General features: G+C 56.1%; 16 protein-coding genes. 2 read left to right on the forward strand and 14 right to left on the reverse strand.

Annotated features, from left to right (window positions below):
- Nucleotides 1-18: 18 nt before the first annotated feature.
- Complete coding sequence (locus EZJ17_RS02265) at nucleotides 19-426, reverse strand: hypothetical protein (protein WP_067441533.1); 408 nt, start codon at nucleotides 424-426, stop codon at nucleotides 19-21.
- Between the two features lie 10 nt (nucleotides 427-436).
- Complete coding sequence (locus tag EZJ17_RS02270; protein WP_067441536.1) at nucleotides 437-1,036, reverse strand: CDP-alcohol phosphatidyltransferase family protein; 600 nt, start codon at nucleotides 1,034-1,036, stop codon at nucleotides 437-439.
- 313 nt (nucleotides 1,037-1,349) lie between these two features.
- Here EZJ17_RS02270 and EZJ17_RS02275 point away from each other — a divergent pair, with 313 nt between their 5' ends.
- Nucleotides 1,350-1,715, forward strand: coding sequence for a diacylglyceryl transferase (locus EZJ17_RS02275; protein WP_067441539.1), 366 nt, complete (start codon nucleotides 1,350-1,352; stop codon nucleotides 1,713-1,715).
- A gap of 270 nt (nucleotides 1,716-1,985) precedes the next feature.
- Here EZJ17_RS02275 and secF read toward each other — a convergent pair whose 3' ends face one another.
- The 5 genes from secF to EZJ17_RS02300 all read right to left on the reverse strand — a co-directional run bounded on the left by secF (nucleotide 1,986) and on the right by EZJ17_RS02300 (nucleotide 6,519).
- Nucleotides 1,986-2,927: a protein translocase subunit SecF gene (secF, locus tag EZJ17_RS02280; RefSeq protein ID WP_067441542.1), complete on the reverse strand. Its 942-nt coding sequence runs from the start codon at nucleotides 2,925-2,927 to the stop codon at nucleotides 1,986-1,988.
- Between the two features lies 1 nt (nucleotide 2,928).
- Nucleotides 2,929-4,761 (reverse strand): protein translocase subunit SecD, encoded by a 1,833-nt coding sequence (gene secD, locus EZJ17_RS02285; RefSeq protein ID WP_067441545.1) that lies wholly within the window; start codon nucleotides 4,759-4,761, stop codon nucleotides 2,929-2,931.
- A 67-nt stretch (nucleotides 4,762-4,828) separates the two neighbouring features.
- Nucleotides 4,829-5,131, reverse strand: coding sequence for a preprotein translocase subunit YajC (yajC, locus tag EZJ17_RS02290; RefSeq protein WP_067441548.1), 303 nt, complete (start codon nucleotides 5,129-5,131; stop codon nucleotides 4,829-4,831).
- 302 nt (nucleotides 5,132-5,433) lie between these two features.
- Complete coding sequence (locus EZJ17_RS02295; protein WP_067441551.1) at nucleotides 5,434-6,168, reverse strand: UDP-2,3-diacylglucosamine diphosphatase; 735 nt, start codon at nucleotides 6,166-6,168, stop codon at nucleotides 5,434-5,436.
- Between the two features lie 3 nt (nucleotides 6,169-6,171).
- Nucleotides 6,172-6,519 (reverse strand): arsenate reductase, encoded by a 348-nt coding sequence (locus tag EZJ17_RS02300; protein ID WP_067441554.1) that lies wholly within the window; start codon nucleotides 6,517-6,519, stop codon nucleotides 6,172-6,174.
- Between the two features lie 111 nt (nucleotides 6,520-6,630).
- Between EZJ17_RS02300 and EZJ17_RS02305 the strand changes: the two genes are divergently transcribed.
- On the forward strand, nucleotides 6,631-7,257 hold the full coding sequence (locus EZJ17_RS02305) for a hypothetical protein (RefSeq protein WP_067441557.1): 627 nt from the start codon (nucleotides 6,631-6,633) through the stop codon (nucleotides 7,255-7,257).
- 97 nt (nucleotides 7,258-7,354) lie between these two features.
- Here EZJ17_RS02305 and dtd read toward each other — a convergent pair whose 3' ends face one another.
- From dtd to rpsP, 7 genes are all read right to left on the reverse strand, one after another.
- Nucleotides 7,355-7,813 (reverse strand): D-aminoacyl-tRNA deacylase, encoded by a 459-nt coding sequence (dtd, locus tag EZJ17_RS02310; protein ID WP_067441560.1) that lies wholly within the window; start codon nucleotides 7,811-7,813, stop codon nucleotides 7,355-7,357.
- A 599-nt stretch (nucleotides 7,814-8,412) separates the two neighbouring features.
- Nucleotides 8,413-11,160: a DNA gyrase subunit A gene (gene gyrA, locus EZJ17_RS02315; protein WP_067443994.1), complete on the reverse strand. Its 2,748-nt coding sequence runs from the start codon at nucleotides 11,158-11,160 to the stop codon at nucleotides 8,413-8,415.
- A 122-nt stretch (nucleotides 11,161-11,282) separates the two neighbouring features.
- Complete coding sequence (locus EZJ17_RS02320) at nucleotides 11,283-12,149, reverse strand: endonuclease/exonuclease/phosphatase family protein (protein ID WP_067441565.1); 867 nt, start codon at nucleotides 12,147-12,149, stop codon at nucleotides 11,283-11,285.
- Between the two features lie 272 nt (nucleotides 12,150-12,421).
- Nucleotides 12,422-12,793 carry a 50S ribosomal protein L19 gene (gene rplS / locus EZJ17_RS02325; protein WP_003824892.1) on the reverse strand — a complete coding sequence of 124 codons (372 nt, stop codon included), beginning with the start codon at nucleotides 12,791-12,793 and terminating at the stop codon, nucleotides 12,422-12,424.
- Between the two features lie 17 nt (nucleotides 12,794-12,810).
- Nucleotides 12,811-13,554 (reverse strand): tRNA (guanosine(37)-N1)-methyltransferase TrmD, encoded by a 744-nt coding sequence (gene trmD, locus EZJ17_RS02330; RefSeq protein ID WP_067441571.1) that lies wholly within the window; start codon nucleotides 13,552-13,554, stop codon nucleotides 12,811-12,813.
- Nucleotides 13,554-14,066 (reverse strand): ribosome maturation factor RimM, encoded by a 513-nt coding sequence (gene rimM, locus EZJ17_RS02335; protein WP_067441573.1) that lies wholly within the window; start codon nucleotides 14,064-14,066, stop codon nucleotides 13,554-13,556. The genes trmD and rimM overlap by 1 nt, the downstream gene beginning before the upstream one ends.
- Before the next feature lie 16 nt (nucleotides 14,067-14,082).
- Nucleotides 14,083-14,331 (reverse strand): 30S ribosomal protein S16, encoded by a 249-nt coding sequence (gene rpsP, locus EZJ17_RS02340; RefSeq protein ID WP_023887900.1) that lies wholly within the window; start codon nucleotides 14,329-14,331, stop codon nucleotides 14,083-14,085.
- Nucleotides 14,332-14,604: the final 273 nt, after the last annotated feature.

Genomic DNA, 14,604 nt, shown 5'->3' on the forward strand with positions numbered 1-14,604 from the left:
GGAGGCTACCTGAAAAAATCAATAATTCAAATTCCTTTGAAGGTGTTTCAGCATCACAATCACAAACAGGGCGGTTGCGAAGGATAGCATAAACATCAGCACGGCGGCTGGAATCGAACGCGGGATGGACTGCACGGCCATCACCAGCAACCAAACAGTTGCCCCGGCAAAGACGAGTGCGGCGGTGCTGAAAAAAACTACGGCAAAACAAGCCCAGATTTTGGTAACACAGCGCTCAAAGCGGCTGTATTGCCCGCTTTCCCGCACGGCTTCTAAATAGGCATCTAAGAAGACTAAGCCCACACAGACGGCAGTACCCAGCCACAACCCTTTGCTGTGCCAACCGGTTTTCCCGGCGAGGCGATAAGTGCAAATGGCGATAAATAGCAGCAAAAACACTGTCCACGCATTGAATACTTTTTTCATAATTGGATTTTCAGGTAGCCTTTAAGCCGTTGATAATACGCTTATAGCAGGTGTAAACCAATGCCGCGCAAGCCAGCCACATGACGACGTAGAAAACCGCATGGAAGCTGCCCGCTACCGCATACCACACCGCCAGTACGCCGATAAAGAACGCGCGGTCGCTCTTGCCGAACGGGCCGTCATAACGCCGCCCGTTGCCGTGTACCTGCCCCAACACGCCGCAAAATTCCGTCATCGCCGCCAGCCAGACAAACAGGCCGACTTGTGCGCCGTCAAACGGGGCGATAACGGCGAAAGGCAGATACAGCGCGGCATCGGCGGCAACATCGGTGATTTCGTTCAGATAACCGCCCAATGCCGACTGCTGACCGAACTCGCGCGCCAGCATCCCGTCTACCGCATTCAACGCCATGCGGACAAACAGCCACACGGGCAACAGCCAAAACAAAGCAGGAACCTGCGCGCCGAGCGACAGCAGCAGCCCGACCGCAATGGATATTGCACAGGCAAACACAGTTACCTGATTGGCCGTTCCCCCTTTCTGATACAACCACCGCACCAGCGGGCGCAGCAGGTTTTGGAATTTGGGTTTAAGGGCGTAGATGCTCATGGTGTGCGGTCTCGATGGTGGGTGGTTGTATTATAGATGAAATGGGTTAAGGATTGCTGTTTGTTGTGTATCAAAATGAAGCATTTGGCCGTATTTCAGCAAGTGTCGGCAGTGGGATTGGTGTGTTTGCACGCAATGGTACAACTAGGTTTGTAAGCCGATGGATAATGGAATTTAGGAATTGTCAGGAATTTGTATATAAGGGTAAAATAAACGGATAACTCAACCCGATGGTTTGCCTGCATGGCGGATTGTTGGGGGAACCGATAAATATTACTTTTGGAAGCAACACCGCTGGAAAGGGAAAACAAAAATGTTGATAGCGTTTATATTGGGATTTTGGTGCCTTTGGATGGGCGAGCGTGAGCCAAGCGTATTGTTGGAGGGGCTGTTTTTTGCCATTATCGCTATTGTGGCCAATGGGTTTATGCAGTGGCAGATGCCCAACACGGATACGGTATGGGCTTTGCAGTGGGGCTTAGTTTGGGCTTGGGCTTCGCTGATGATGTTTGTAGTGGATACCTTTGGCTCGAACTTGGGTATCCGTTTGGTGGTGGCCTTGGTGGCTGGTGGCGGTTATTTTTGGCTGGAGCAGAATGGTTGCTCCTTGGCTGCCGGCTGGTTGGGTGCGCAGGCCGAATGTGTGCAACATGCGGCCGCAGCTTCGCAACTCAAATAAATGTTATAGCCACATTATTTAAATGAAGGCTACCTGAAATTTTAGCTTCACGGAAACTATGTTGCTCTGCGTTTTAACTTTGTTGGAGCTGACACTTTCAGTAGCCTTTTGTACTGTGGTTGTTGCCGTATAGCCTTTGGTTTATTGCTTCAGATAGGAAAATGTATCTCGGCTGTTAAGATGCTATGTTGAATAAGGCTACCTGAAAGTCTACTAGGGTTTCAGGTAGCCTATGCCGTTTTGATGCCTGTTGTGGATATGAGCAGCTGCTTACACTACGGCTTCTTCTTTCTGCTTCTGCGGTTTGTGGATGTTTTCGCGAGTGAGGCCAAAGAAGAGGAGTAGCGGGCTGGCTACCAGTACAGAGGAGTAGATGCCGAACACGATGCCGATAGTGAGCGCGATGGCAAAGCCGTGCAGGGCGGCACCGCCGAATACCAGCATGGATACCACCATGGCTTCGGTGGAGCCGTGGGTGATGATGGTACGGCTCATGGTGGCGGTAATGGCGTTATTGATAATCTGCGGGATGGTTTTGCCGCGCATAGCGGGTTTATGGATATTTTCGCGGATACGGTCGAACACCACCACCGATTCGTTCACCGAATAGCCGAGCACGGCCAGGATGCCGGCCAGCACGGTGAGCGAAAACTCCCATTGAAACAGGGCAAAGCAGCCGAGAATCACCACCACGTCATGCATATTGGCGATGATGGCGGATACGGCAAAGCGCCATTCGAAGCGCACGGAGAGGTAGATGATGATGCCGACCACCACCATGCCCAAGGCCAACAGGCCATGGGTAACCAGCTCTTCACCCACTTGCGGGCCGATGAATTCAACCTTGCGCAGGCTGGCGTCGGCATGGTCTTTGCGCAGCAGTTCCAGTACGTTGTTGGATAGTTGGGCAGAGGTCATGTCTTGGCGGTTGGGCAGGCGGATCATCAGCTGCTTGTTGGTGCCCAGGTTTTGCACTTGGGCTTCACCTATTTTGAGCTCGTTCAGGCGGGTACGCACTTGGTTGGGGTCGGCGCCCTGTTGGGTGTATTGCACTTCGATAACGGTGCCGCCGGTAAACTCAACCGAGTAGTTGAGCCCTTTGGTGACGAGGAAAAACACGGCGGCGATGAAGGTAAGCAGCGAAATCAAGGTGGTGATTTTGCCGTAGCTCATGAACGGAATGTCGTGTTTCAAACGGTGGAAGAAATCCATCTTAGTGCTCCTTGGAGGTAGGCAGGGTGATGCCGATGGACAAAGTACTCAGCTTGCGGCGGCGACCATACCATAGGTTCACGAAGGTACGGGATACCACCACGGATGAGAACATAGAAGTAAGGATGCCGATACAGTGCACCACGGCAAAGCCGCGTACTGCGCCGGAACCGAATACCAAGAGGGCGATACCGGCAATCAGCGAGGTGATGTTGGAATCGACAATGGTGTTCCAAGCGTGGCGGTAGCCTTCGCTGATGGCCTGCTGCGGGCTCATGCCGTCGCGCAGCTCTTCCCGGATACGCTCGTTAATCAGCACGTTGGAATCGATGGCCATACCGAGCGTGAGCGCAATGGCCGCAATGCCGGGCAGGGTGAGCGTGGCTTGCAGCAGCGACAAGATCGCAACCAGGAACAACAGGTTGGCAGTGAGTGCCAGCACGGAGAAGATGCCGAACAGGCGGTAGTACACTACCATAAAGGCGGCCACAACCAGGAAGCCCCACAGCGTGGAGTGGAAACCTTTTTGGATATTTTCCTTACCCATAGAGGGGCCAATGGTGCGCTCTTCGATGATTTCCATTGGCGCAGCCAGCGAGCCGGCGCGCAGCAGGAGAGCGGTATCGTTGGCTTCAGCCACGTTCATGCTACCTGAAATTTGCACGTTGCCACCGGGAATTGGTTCATTGATGGTCGGCGCGGTAACGATTTCGGCTTTGCCCTGGTCGATAAGGATCATCGCAGTGCGGCGGCCGACGTTGTTGCGGGTAAGGTCGGCGAAAATGCTGGTGCCGGCGTTGTCGAGCTTCAGGTTTACCGATGGGCGGTTGTCGTGGGTGAAGCCGGCTTGGGCATCGTTGATGTTGTCGCCGGTGAATTCCACCTGCTTGCTCACCAACAGCTGGCCGCCTTCGGCGGTGGGCAGCAATTCATAGCCGGCTGGCACGTTGCCGGCTTCCGCCTGTTGCAGCAGCGCGGGGTCGTCGGCCACCATGCGCACTTCCAGCGTGGCGGTGCGGCCGATGATGTCTTTGGCTTTGGCGGTGTCTTGCACGCCGGGCAGCTGCACCACGATGCGGTCGGGGCCGGCTTGCTGGATAATCGGTTCGGCCACGCCCAATTCGTTCACGCGGTTGTGCAGGGTGTTGATGTTTTGCTTCACAGCGGCATCGCGGATTTGCGTTTGGGTGGCCTCGGGCAGGCTCACCACCAAGTTGTTGCCGTCAGCCCTCAATTCCGCATCCGGAGCAGTTTCTTTCAGTTTGGGCAGGGCGGCCTGCAGGGTGGCTGCATCTTGGAAAGGCACAATCAGCGTATCGCCGCTGCGGCGCATATTGCCGGTGCGGATTTTATCTTTGCGCAGCTGGCGGCGGAAATCGCCGGAGATACGGTCGAAGGTTTTGTCCACTGCTGCGTGCATGTCTACACGCATGGTGAAGTGCACGCCGCCGCGCAGGTCGAGACCGAGGAACATCGGGTTGGCGCCGAGCTTGGTCATCCAGTCGGGGGTGTTGGCAATCAGGTTGAGGGCGATGATGTAGTTGTCGCCCAATTTCTGCTCGATAACGTCGCGGGCTTTGCTCTGCAACTCTTCATTGGGCAGGCGCACGCGCAGGCTGCCGTCGGCAATAAACATGCCGTTGTGCTGGATGTTGGCTGCCTTCAGCGCCTCTTCCACGGCTTGTTCGGTGGTTTGATCGATGTGGATCGACTGGCGGTTGGTGGAAACCTGCACGGCTGGGGTTTCGCCGTAGAGGTTGGGCAGGGCGTAGATGGCGGATACAACGATAACCAGCCCAATCAGCAGGTATTTCCAAAGCGGATAACGGTTCATAACGGGCTTTCAGAAACGGAAAACGGGCAGCATGGCTGGAATGCGGCTGCTGCGCCGTAGGAAAAGGTTAGTTGTCGAGCTTTTTGATGATGGCGTCGCGGTGAAACTCGACCACGGTGTCGGGGGCAACTTCTAGGCCGATGATTTCTTCGCCGATTTTGGAAACTCTGCCGATCATGCCGGCGCCGGTCATCACTTTGTCGCCTTTTTTCAGTTCCTTGAGCATCTCGCGGCGGCGCTTCTCATCACGCTGTTTCGGCCGGAGAATCATGAAGTAAAGCATGGCGAAGAGGAAAATCAGCGGGAGGAAACTCTGAATGGTACTCATCAGGTCGGGCTGGGTCGCTGCGGCGAGTGGGAAATGCAACATGGGGCAAGACTCCAAAAAGAAAAATGAAAGTATGCCATTGTAAACGGGCGGCGGGGTTTTTCCAACCCGTGAAACAGAAATTTAGGCGAGGTTGTCATGGAGCTGGAGGATTTTGTGGTGAGTGAATGGGCGGCGGGCTGAAATTTTGTCAGGTTGGGCTTTATCCCCATCCGTTGTATTAACAGGCTACCTGAAACATTCCACGGCATTGCAGATATGGGTTTCAGGTAGCCTGTTAGATTTTCAGGTAGCCTTCCCAAGCGGTGGAAAGGCTACCTGAAAATATTCCTGCACGGGTTTGGCTAATCTAAGGCCAAATGCTGTGCGCTCACACCTTCGGCCGATACGACAAGGCAGCCGCCTTCTTTGCCATACCAGTCTTGCAGCACAAAGCGGGTAAAGCTTTGGCCGTTGGGCAGGGTGTGCCGGTGGGTGGCCGGGCGGTGAGTGTGGCCGTGGATAAGATCGGCGCCGGGGTGTTGCGCCATCAGGGCGGATACCGCTTCTTCAGTTACGTCGGAAACGGCACTTTTGCCGTTTTCGGCTTTACCGCGTTCGCTCATCTGGCGGATTTGCTGCGCCAGCAGGCGGCGTTCAGCCAGGGGCTTGGCGAGGATGGCGGCCTGCCATTGGGGCTGGCGCGATTGGGCGCGGAACTGCATATAGGGCAGGTCGGCGGTGCAGAGTTCGTCGCCGTGGGTGAGCAGGTATTGGCGGCCGTAGAGGGTAAGCGGATGCTGCTCGGGCAGCAGGGTCATGCCGCTGCGGCTGGCGAAGTCTTGGCCGAGCAGGAAATCGCGGTTGCCGGGGATGAAATACACGGGTTTGTGTTGGGCGAATGCTTTTAATTCGGCGGCGATATGGTCGGTGAAGGGGGTGCGATCGTCGTCGCCCACCCAAGCGTCGAACAGGTCGCCGAGGATGTAGAGGGCATCGGCCGTGCTTTGCCATTGGTGCAGCTGGCGCAGGAAGAGTTCGGTGAGCTCGGGGCTGTGCTCGGAGAGGTGGAGGTCGGCGATAAAGATGGTTTGGCTCATGGTTTAGGCGAAGATTTCGGAATAACGTTCTGGGGAAAAGCCGATGTGGACGCGGCCTTGGTGTTCGAGCACGGGGCGTTTGATCACGGAGGGCTGTGCCTGCATCAGGGCGATGGCGCCTTCGCGGCTGTCGGCGGCAGCTTGTTCGGCCGGGCTGAGTTTGCGCCAGGTGGTGCCTTTGCGGTTGATGAGAACGTCTGCACCAACGGCATCGAGCCAATGGGCGAGCTGTTCGGGCGCGGGGGCTTCGGTTTTGAAATTAACGAAGGCATGGGGCACTTGTTTTTCGTCTAGCCAGGCGCGGGCTTTTTTCACGGTGGCGCAGTTTGGGATGCCGTAGAGGGTGGTCATTATTGTGTATAATCCTTGCCGATTGAAACGCCCGCCATTGTACGGGTAGGATGTTTTTTTGTCATGGCATGGCATAGGTTGTGTCAGGATATATTTGATTTTGGAGAATTTATGAAACATTGGATATGGGCGGCCTTGGCTGCCAGTTTGCTGGCCGGTTGCGGCGCGCAGGAAGCAGGCAAGGGGCAGTTTCGGGATGTGCTGGCGCGTTATGCGGCGGCAAACGAAGTGTGCCTGCCGTTGGCTTTGGATGCCGACGGAGCTGCGCCGCTGTTGGGCTCGGAGCGGATTGTGCTGCCGCGCCGTGATGTGGAAGATAAACGCATCAATGAAGCAGCCGTCAAGCAGATGCGGGCTTTGGAGAGTGCTGGTTTGTATGAGCGCTTGAAAGAGGGAGATGACGATGTGGCGCTGGTGTTCGCGCTCACCGAAAACGGGCGCAAACATACCCGCGCCGGCTTAAATGGGCCGCTGTTCTGCTTGGGGCATGAGCATGTGGATAAAGTGCAGTACTACACTGAGCCGGCCACCAATGCCGCTGGCCTCACCGTATCCCGCGTGGTGTATGAGGGCAGCATCACGATGGACGGCTGGGCAAAACGACTGGTGCGCCAGGGCAGCGAAGCCTGGCAGAACCGCCTGCCGCTGAAACGGGTGGAGCAGGCCACGCTGGTAAAAACCAACGACGGCTGGCGCGATATGCGCGAACTGCCGCCGGCCGAAGGCATGGCGCAGTAGCTTGCAGTAAAACCGCTTCATGCAAAACCTGCCCTTTGGGGGCAGGTTTTTTATTGGCAGAGTTTGAATTTTTTGCTACTTTGGTTTCAGGTAGCCTTTAAAACGTTTTTTGCGAATCCAGCAAAATGGTTACCGGCCCGTCGTTGCACAGGCTGACCAGCATGTGGGTACGGAAGCGGCCTTCGGCCACGTTCACACCGTGGCTGCGCAAGAGGGCGGCCACTTGCTGATACAGCGCTTCGGCCTGTTCGGGGCGGGCGGCTTGGGTGAAGGAGGGGCGGCGGCCGTTGCGGGCGTCGCCGTAGAGGGTGAATTGCGATACCAGCAGCACTTCGCCGCCGGTGTCTTTCACCGACAGATTGAGTTTGCCGGCTTCGTCTTCAAAGATGCGCAGGTGGGCGATTTTGTCGGCGATATAGCGGGCGTCGGCCTCGCTGTCTTCACCGCCCACGCCAAGCAGCACACACAGGCCGTGGGGAATTTGGCTGAACGGTGCATCGGGCGCATCGGCGGCGGCGATGTGGGCATGGCTGACTTTTTGGATAACGGCACGCATGGTTTCAGGTAGCCTCCTTGGGGGGGTAAGGTGTAATTAATACACAATATTTTGTGCATAAGTATAAGTTAGATTTCTGGCAGCTGGCTAAATTCTAGGTGTTTTCATCGTTTTACTCTGTTCGCCTTTGCGCCTCATGCCGGCGCGGGACGCTCATTTAGCTGCGTAAAAACAAGCTCTCTTGCAGAGGTCTTGTTTTAACTTCGTTAAAACGAACCCTTCTAGCGAAGGTTTCGTTTTTACTCCGCAGAAACTCGTCCTCCTTCGGAGACCTCGTTTTCTTTGCATCGCCAAAGGAAGGAAGCAAAGAAAGGCGACTGCAGGCACAGGGTTGGTTTCGCCAAACTTCCCTCACTCCGCATGGTTTTTCGGGCGCAAAGAGAAATTGGATTAGCTGAAACTTGCGGCTGCGCCGCTTCGAACATGCAAGCCCTTGTTCCCCGAAAAATCACGCTCCGTTCGGCTGTGCCAGCAGAAGGCGTAGCTACATCATTCCCATTAAATATTTCGTGATTGGTGTTACAAGGAATGGATTAAACGAAAGGCTACCTGAAAATTGATGCCGCTCTATTTTCAGGTAGCCTTTTCTTGGCAGGCGCTTAAGCCTCGCCTTGTTCTTGGCTCGGGTTTTCAGCTGCAGTTTGAGCTTCAGCGACTTGTGCTTCGTCGTCCTCTTCTTCGGCTACGCGCTCGAGGCTGACGAGGGTTTCGCCTTCGTCCAGGTTAATCAGCTTCACGCCGGCGGCGGCGCGGCCGGTTTCGCGGATTTGTTCCACCTTGGTGCGGATGAGTACGCCGCCGCTGGTGATCAGCATCAGGTCGTCGCTTTCGCTCACCAGGGTGGCAGCCACCAAGTCGCCGTTGCGCTCACCGGTGTTGATGGCGATGTTGCCTTGGCCGCCTTTGTTTTTGCGGTTGTAGCTGGCAATCGGGGTGCGTTTGCCGTAGCCGTTGGCGGTGGCGGTGAGCACTTGCAGTTCGCTCTGCTCGCACTCGGGGGCGAAGGTGATGAGGCTGACGATGCGGCCGTTTTCGGGCAATCTCATGCCGCGCAGGCCGCCGCTGCCGCGGCCGCTGGGGCGTACGCCGTGTTTGCCGCTGATGGGGGCGCTTTCGGTGCTGTCGTCTTCCTGGCTACCTGAAATTTCGGTGTCGTTGTCGTCGCCCGTTTCTTCGTCGTCGCTGCTGCGCTCCCAATATTCGTTGAAGCGGATGGCTTTGCCGAGGTTGGAGAAGAGCATGATGTCGTTGCGGCCGGAGGTGCGTGCCACGCCCACCAAGCTGTCGCCTTCTTTGAGGGCGATGGCTTTGATGCCGACTTTGCTCACGTTTTTAAACGCGGAAAGTTGCACTTTTTTCACTACGCCCATGGCGGTGGCGAAGAAAACGTATTCGTCTTCGGGGAAGTCACGCACGGGCAGGATGGCGGAGACTTTTTCGTTTTCGTCCAGCTGGATAACGTTGTTGATCGGGCGGCCGCGCGAGTTGCGCCCGCCTTCGGGCAGTTTGTACACCTTAATCCAGTGGCAGCGGCCGTGGTTGGTGAAGCACATCAGGTAGTCGTGGGTGTTGGCCACAAACAGGGTTTCGATGAAATCTTCGTCTTTGGTGGCGGCGGCCTGCTTGCCACGACCGCCGCGCCGCTGGGCTTGGTAGTCGGTGGTGGGCTGGGTTTTGATGTAGCCGCTGTGGGTGAGGGTAACCACCATTTCGCGCGGCGGAATCAGGTCTTCGTCGGCGATGTCGCCGCCGAACGGATTGATTTCGCTGCGGCGCGGCTCGCCGAAGTTGGTTTTGATTTCGATGAGCTCGTCGTTGATGATTTGGGTGATGCGCTCGGGCTTGGCCAAAATATCCAGGAAATCGATAATCTGCGCCATGATGGTTTTGTAGTCGGCGAGGATGGTGTCTTGGTCGAGGCCGGTGAGGTTGCGCAGGCTCATGCGCAAGATGGCGTCGGCTTGCAAGTCGCTCAAATAATAGCCGTCTTCGCGCAGGCCGAGGTTTTCAGGTAGCCCTTCTGGGCGCGCCATGTTCAAATCCAAATCGGTGCGGCTGAGCATGTCGCCCACCAGGCCGGACTGCCACGGCCGCGCTAACAGCTTGGCTTTGGCTTCGGCAGCATCGGCGGATTCTTTGATGAGCTGAATCATCGGGTCGATATTGGAAAGCGCTACGGCTTTGCCTTCGGCGATGTGGCCTTCGTGCCGCGCTTTTTTCAGGCGGAACAGGGTGCGGCGGGTAACCACTTCGCGGCGGTGGCGCAGGAATTCGGCCAGAATCTGCTTCAAATTCAACAGGCGCGGCTGGCCGTCGACCAGGGCCACCATGTTGATACCGAAGCTGTCTTGCAGCTGGGTGAGTTTGTAGAGCTGGTTGAGCACGACTTCGGCGTTTTCGTTGCGCTTCAGCTCGATTACCACGCGCATACCGGATTTGTCGGATTCGTCGCGCAAATCGGAAATGCCTTCCAGCGTTTTCTCGCGCACCAGCTCGCCGATTTTTTCCACCAGTTTGGCTTTGTTTACCTGATAGGGGATTTCATCGATGATGATGGCTTCGCGCTCGCCGTGTTTGCCGACGGGCTCGATATGGGTCTTGCCGCGCATCACCACGCGGCCGCGGCCGGTGCGGTAGCCTTCGCGCACGCCGGCGAGGCCGTAAATGGTGGCGCCGGTGGGGAAGTCGGGGGCTTTGATGGTGTCGATGAGCGCGTCGATAGATGTATCTGGATCGGCCAAGAGTTGCAGGCAGGCATCTACCGTGTCGCCCAAATTGTGCGGCGGGATGTTGGTGGCCATGCCCACGGCAATACCGGCCGAGCCATTGGTCAGCAGGGCGGGGAAGCGGGTGGGCATCACCAGCGGCTCTTGTTCGCTGCCGTCGTAGTTCGGGCCGAAGTTTACGGTGTCTTCTTCAATGTCGGCCAGCATTTCGTGGGCGATTTTCGCCATGCGGATTTCGGTGTAACGCATGGCTGCCGCGCCGTCGCCGTCCACCGAGCCGAAGTTGCCCTGGCCGTCTACCAGCATATAGCGCATGGAGAATGGCTGCGCCATGCGCACGATGGTGTCGTACACTGCGCTGTCGCCGTGCGGGTGGTATTTACCGATAACATCGCCCACGATACGGGCGGATTTTTTATAAGACGAGTTCCAATTGTTTTTCAACTCGTGCATGGCGTAGAGCACGCGGCGGTGCACGGGTTTTAGGCCGTCGCGCACATCGGGCAGCGCGCGGCCGACGATTACCGACATGGCGTAATCGAGATAGCTTTTGCGCATTTCCTCTTCGAGGCTGACAGGGATGGTTTCTTTGGCAAACCGGTGGTCGTGGGTGCTGCTCATGGAGATTTAAAGCCCAATCGATTAAAACGCGTTATTTTATCACACAATGTGCGGTAAAGTTGGGCGGGAAAGGCTACCTGAAAACGAAATGGCGGTTTCAGGTAGCCTTTGCTGTTTTTACTTTATTGATGGGCGTATTCCACCAAGAGCGGCCGGTGGTCGGAGTGCTGCCAGGGCAAGGGGTGGGCGGAAACGTTTAGGCCTTTGGCTAAGGCGTGGTCGATATTGAGGAAAAACGGTTTCCAAGTGGGCGTGAAATAGCGGGTGGCGGGGCGGCTGCCGCTTTCTTGCAGGAAGCGGCGGAACAGCGGGGAAAACGGGCTGCTGTTGAAGTCGCCCACAGCCAGCGCGCGCGGTTCGGCGGCAAGGGCGCGGGCGGTTTCGGCTAAGTAGTGCTGCCGCTCCCCGGCCAGTTCGCTGCTGATGGGTGGCGGCGGGTGCAGGGCGTAGAGGGTGGTGCCGTCGACAGTTTGGGCGCGGATATAGGGGTAGTCGCCAATCATGCGCACTTCGCAGGCGGCCAGCGGCTGTTTGCCCCACAGGGCGAGGGCGAAGGGGCTGTGTTCGCGGTGTTGGCAGCCGTGCGGATAGGCTTGGCGCAGGCTTTGCCAGCCGGGGTTGTCGAGATTGATTTCGCCCAGCGCGATGAAGTCGGCCTGCTCAGCCAAGAGGGCGGCGCTTTCCGCTTCGGCGTCGGGGTTGTCGAGGTGGACGTTGTACCAAACCAGCCGCGTGCCGCCGGATGGGGCATCGGGCAGGGCGAAGGGCTGAGCCAGCCATAGCAGAGATGCGGCAGAACACACGAGCCACAGCGCCCGCCACTTCGGGCGCGGCCAGAACGCGGCCAAGATGAAAATAGCGGCGTAGTGGGGCAGAAAATGGCTGAACAGTTCGGCCGGCCAAAACAGACTGCCAAGCTGGCCGATCAGCATTGCAGCCAGGGCGAGCAGAGCGAGGATGTGCAGGCGGGGGCGGAGAAAGGCGGACATGGCAGTGTTGGTAGAAAGGTAGCGGGTGGGATAGAGGCTACCTGAAAATGGGCGTGGTGTATTTTGATAAAACGGGATGTAATGGATTTTATCAAGAGTAAGTTTGTGGGTCTCTACGAAGCTAGAATTTCAGGTAGCCTTTATTTGTTCGATATTTGGCTTTGTGCTCAGGTGTTTTCTATGGTTTCAGTATGCATGAGGCAAAGCGACTGGGTAATCAAGCCGCAAACAAAAACCTGCCGCAGTGGGCAGGTTTTCGATGACAGCAAAGATTAATCTTCCAGTTTGCGGCCGGACAATTTTTCTTTAATGCGGGCGGCTTTACCAGTGAGGCCACGCAGGTAGTACAGTTTGGCACGGCGAACATGACCGCGGCGTTTCACTTCGATTTTTTCCACGTTGGGAGAATACAGCTGGAAAGTACGTTCTACGCCTTCGCCGCTGGAGATTTTGCGCACGATGAAGTTGCTGTTCAGGCCACGGTTGCGGCGGGAAATTACCACGCCTTCGTAGGCTTGCAGACGGGTACGGTTGCCCTCGGTTACGCGCACGGAAACGGATACGGTGTCACCGGGAGCGAATTCGGGGATGGTTTTGTTCAAACGGGCGATTTCTTCCTGTTCGAGCTGTTGAATCAAGTTCATTGCTATAGTCCTTAAGTTTATGATGGGATATCTCGTTCCTCCTGCTGAATTTTCTGCAGGAGCCTAGATTCCTCTGGGGTTAATGCGCGGCCGGTCAAAAGGTCTGGTCGGCGCTGCAGGGTGCGGCGCAACGCTTGTTCTAAGCGCCATTCCGCAATCAGGGCGTGGTTGCCGCTGCGCAATACAGCGGGCACGGTCATGCCCTGAAATTCTATCGGGCGGGTGTAGTGTGGGCAGTCTAAGAGGCCGTTGGCAAAAGAATCCTGCCCGGCCGAGTCGGCATCGCCCAGCACGCCGGGAATCAGCCTCAACACTGCATCCACCAGCATCATGGCTGGCAATTCGCCGCCAGATACTACAAAGTCGCCAATGCTGATTTCTTCATCGATGGCACTGCTCAGCAGACGCTCGTCGATGCCTTCGTAGCGGCCACAAACCAAAATCAAACTGTCTAGTTTAGCCAGTTCGGCTGCTTTTTGGTGCGTGAACGGGCTACCTTGCGGGCTGAGGTAAACAACTTTGCCATTGTACTGCGCTTTGGCGGCATCGATTGCCAATTGCAGTGGTTCAGCCATCATAATCATGCCAGGGCCGCCGCCAAAAGGCCTGTCGTCGATGTAGCCCAATTTATTATCGGCAAACTGGCGTGGGTTGATGCTGTTGAAATGCCATAAGCCGCGTTGCAGGGCGCGGCCGGTTACGCCGTAATCGGTGATGCTGCGGAACATCTCGCCAAACAGGGTAATGGCTTGGATATACATCAGTAATCCAAGCCCCAATCAGCAATGATGCTGCCTTGTTCCAAATCCACATTGTCGATGTAGTGATCGACAAACGGAATCAGTTTGCGGCCATGCTCACCATCTACCACCAAAATATCGTGTGCACCGGTTTCCACCAGGCTGTTTACTGTGCCGATGAGTTCGTTTTGCCGGTTTTGCACCGTCAAGCCGACCAAGTCTGCCCAGTAGTATTCGCCTTCTTGAGCGGGCTCAAAATCGCTGCGTTTGATTTCGATGGTGTAGCCGCGCAATAGCTGTGCGGCATCGCGGTCGCTTATTTTGGCGAATTTTACTTGCAATTCATCGCCGGCCACCTGGCCGTTTTCCAACGTATAACTGCGGGAAACACCGTCTTTGCTCAGCTGCCATACAGGGTAGTCCAGTAGGCTGTCGGCATATTCGGTATCGGCGGCTACTTTTACCCAGCCTTTGATGCCGAAAGCGCCTTTCACATAGCCCATGGCTACCCAGTTGTCTTGGCTGCGGCTCATGACGGGTATTCCGGGATTAAGCGGCTTTCTGCTGCTCTTTTACCAAGCGGGCAACGGCGTCGCTCACTTGCGCGCCTTGGCTCACCCAGTAGTTCAGGCGTTCGGTGTTCAGGCGTACGCGTTCTTGTTTTTCGTTGGCTACGGGGTTGTAGAAACCAACGCGCTCGATGAAGCGGCCGTCACGACGGTTGCGTGAATCGGCTACCACGATGTTGAAAAACGGAGAATGCTTGGAGCCGCCGCGCGAAAAACGGATAACTACCATATTTATTATTCCTTCTTCCTTTGGGAAATTTGATCAATAAGAAAACAGCGGATTCTAGGGTAATTTGCCATACGGGCGCAAGCATTTGTTGAAAAAATACCGTTTTACCGTGGTATTGGGTGGACGGTATGCCGCAAGCGGCTCGCTTTGGGTGCGGGGTTGCGCTGTATTTTCAGGTAGCCTTTTTCTTGGTAGATACTACGCCAACAGGCTACCTGAAACCAAACTCTCGGGCAAACTAGTTAGCTGCCCTTGATTTTCGCAGCGGCGGTG

This window comes from Eikenella exigua (assembly GCF_008805035.1).
Taxonomy (GTDB): Bacteria; Pseudomonadota; Gammaproteobacteria; order Burkholderiales; family Neisseriaceae; genus Eikenella; species Eikenella exigua.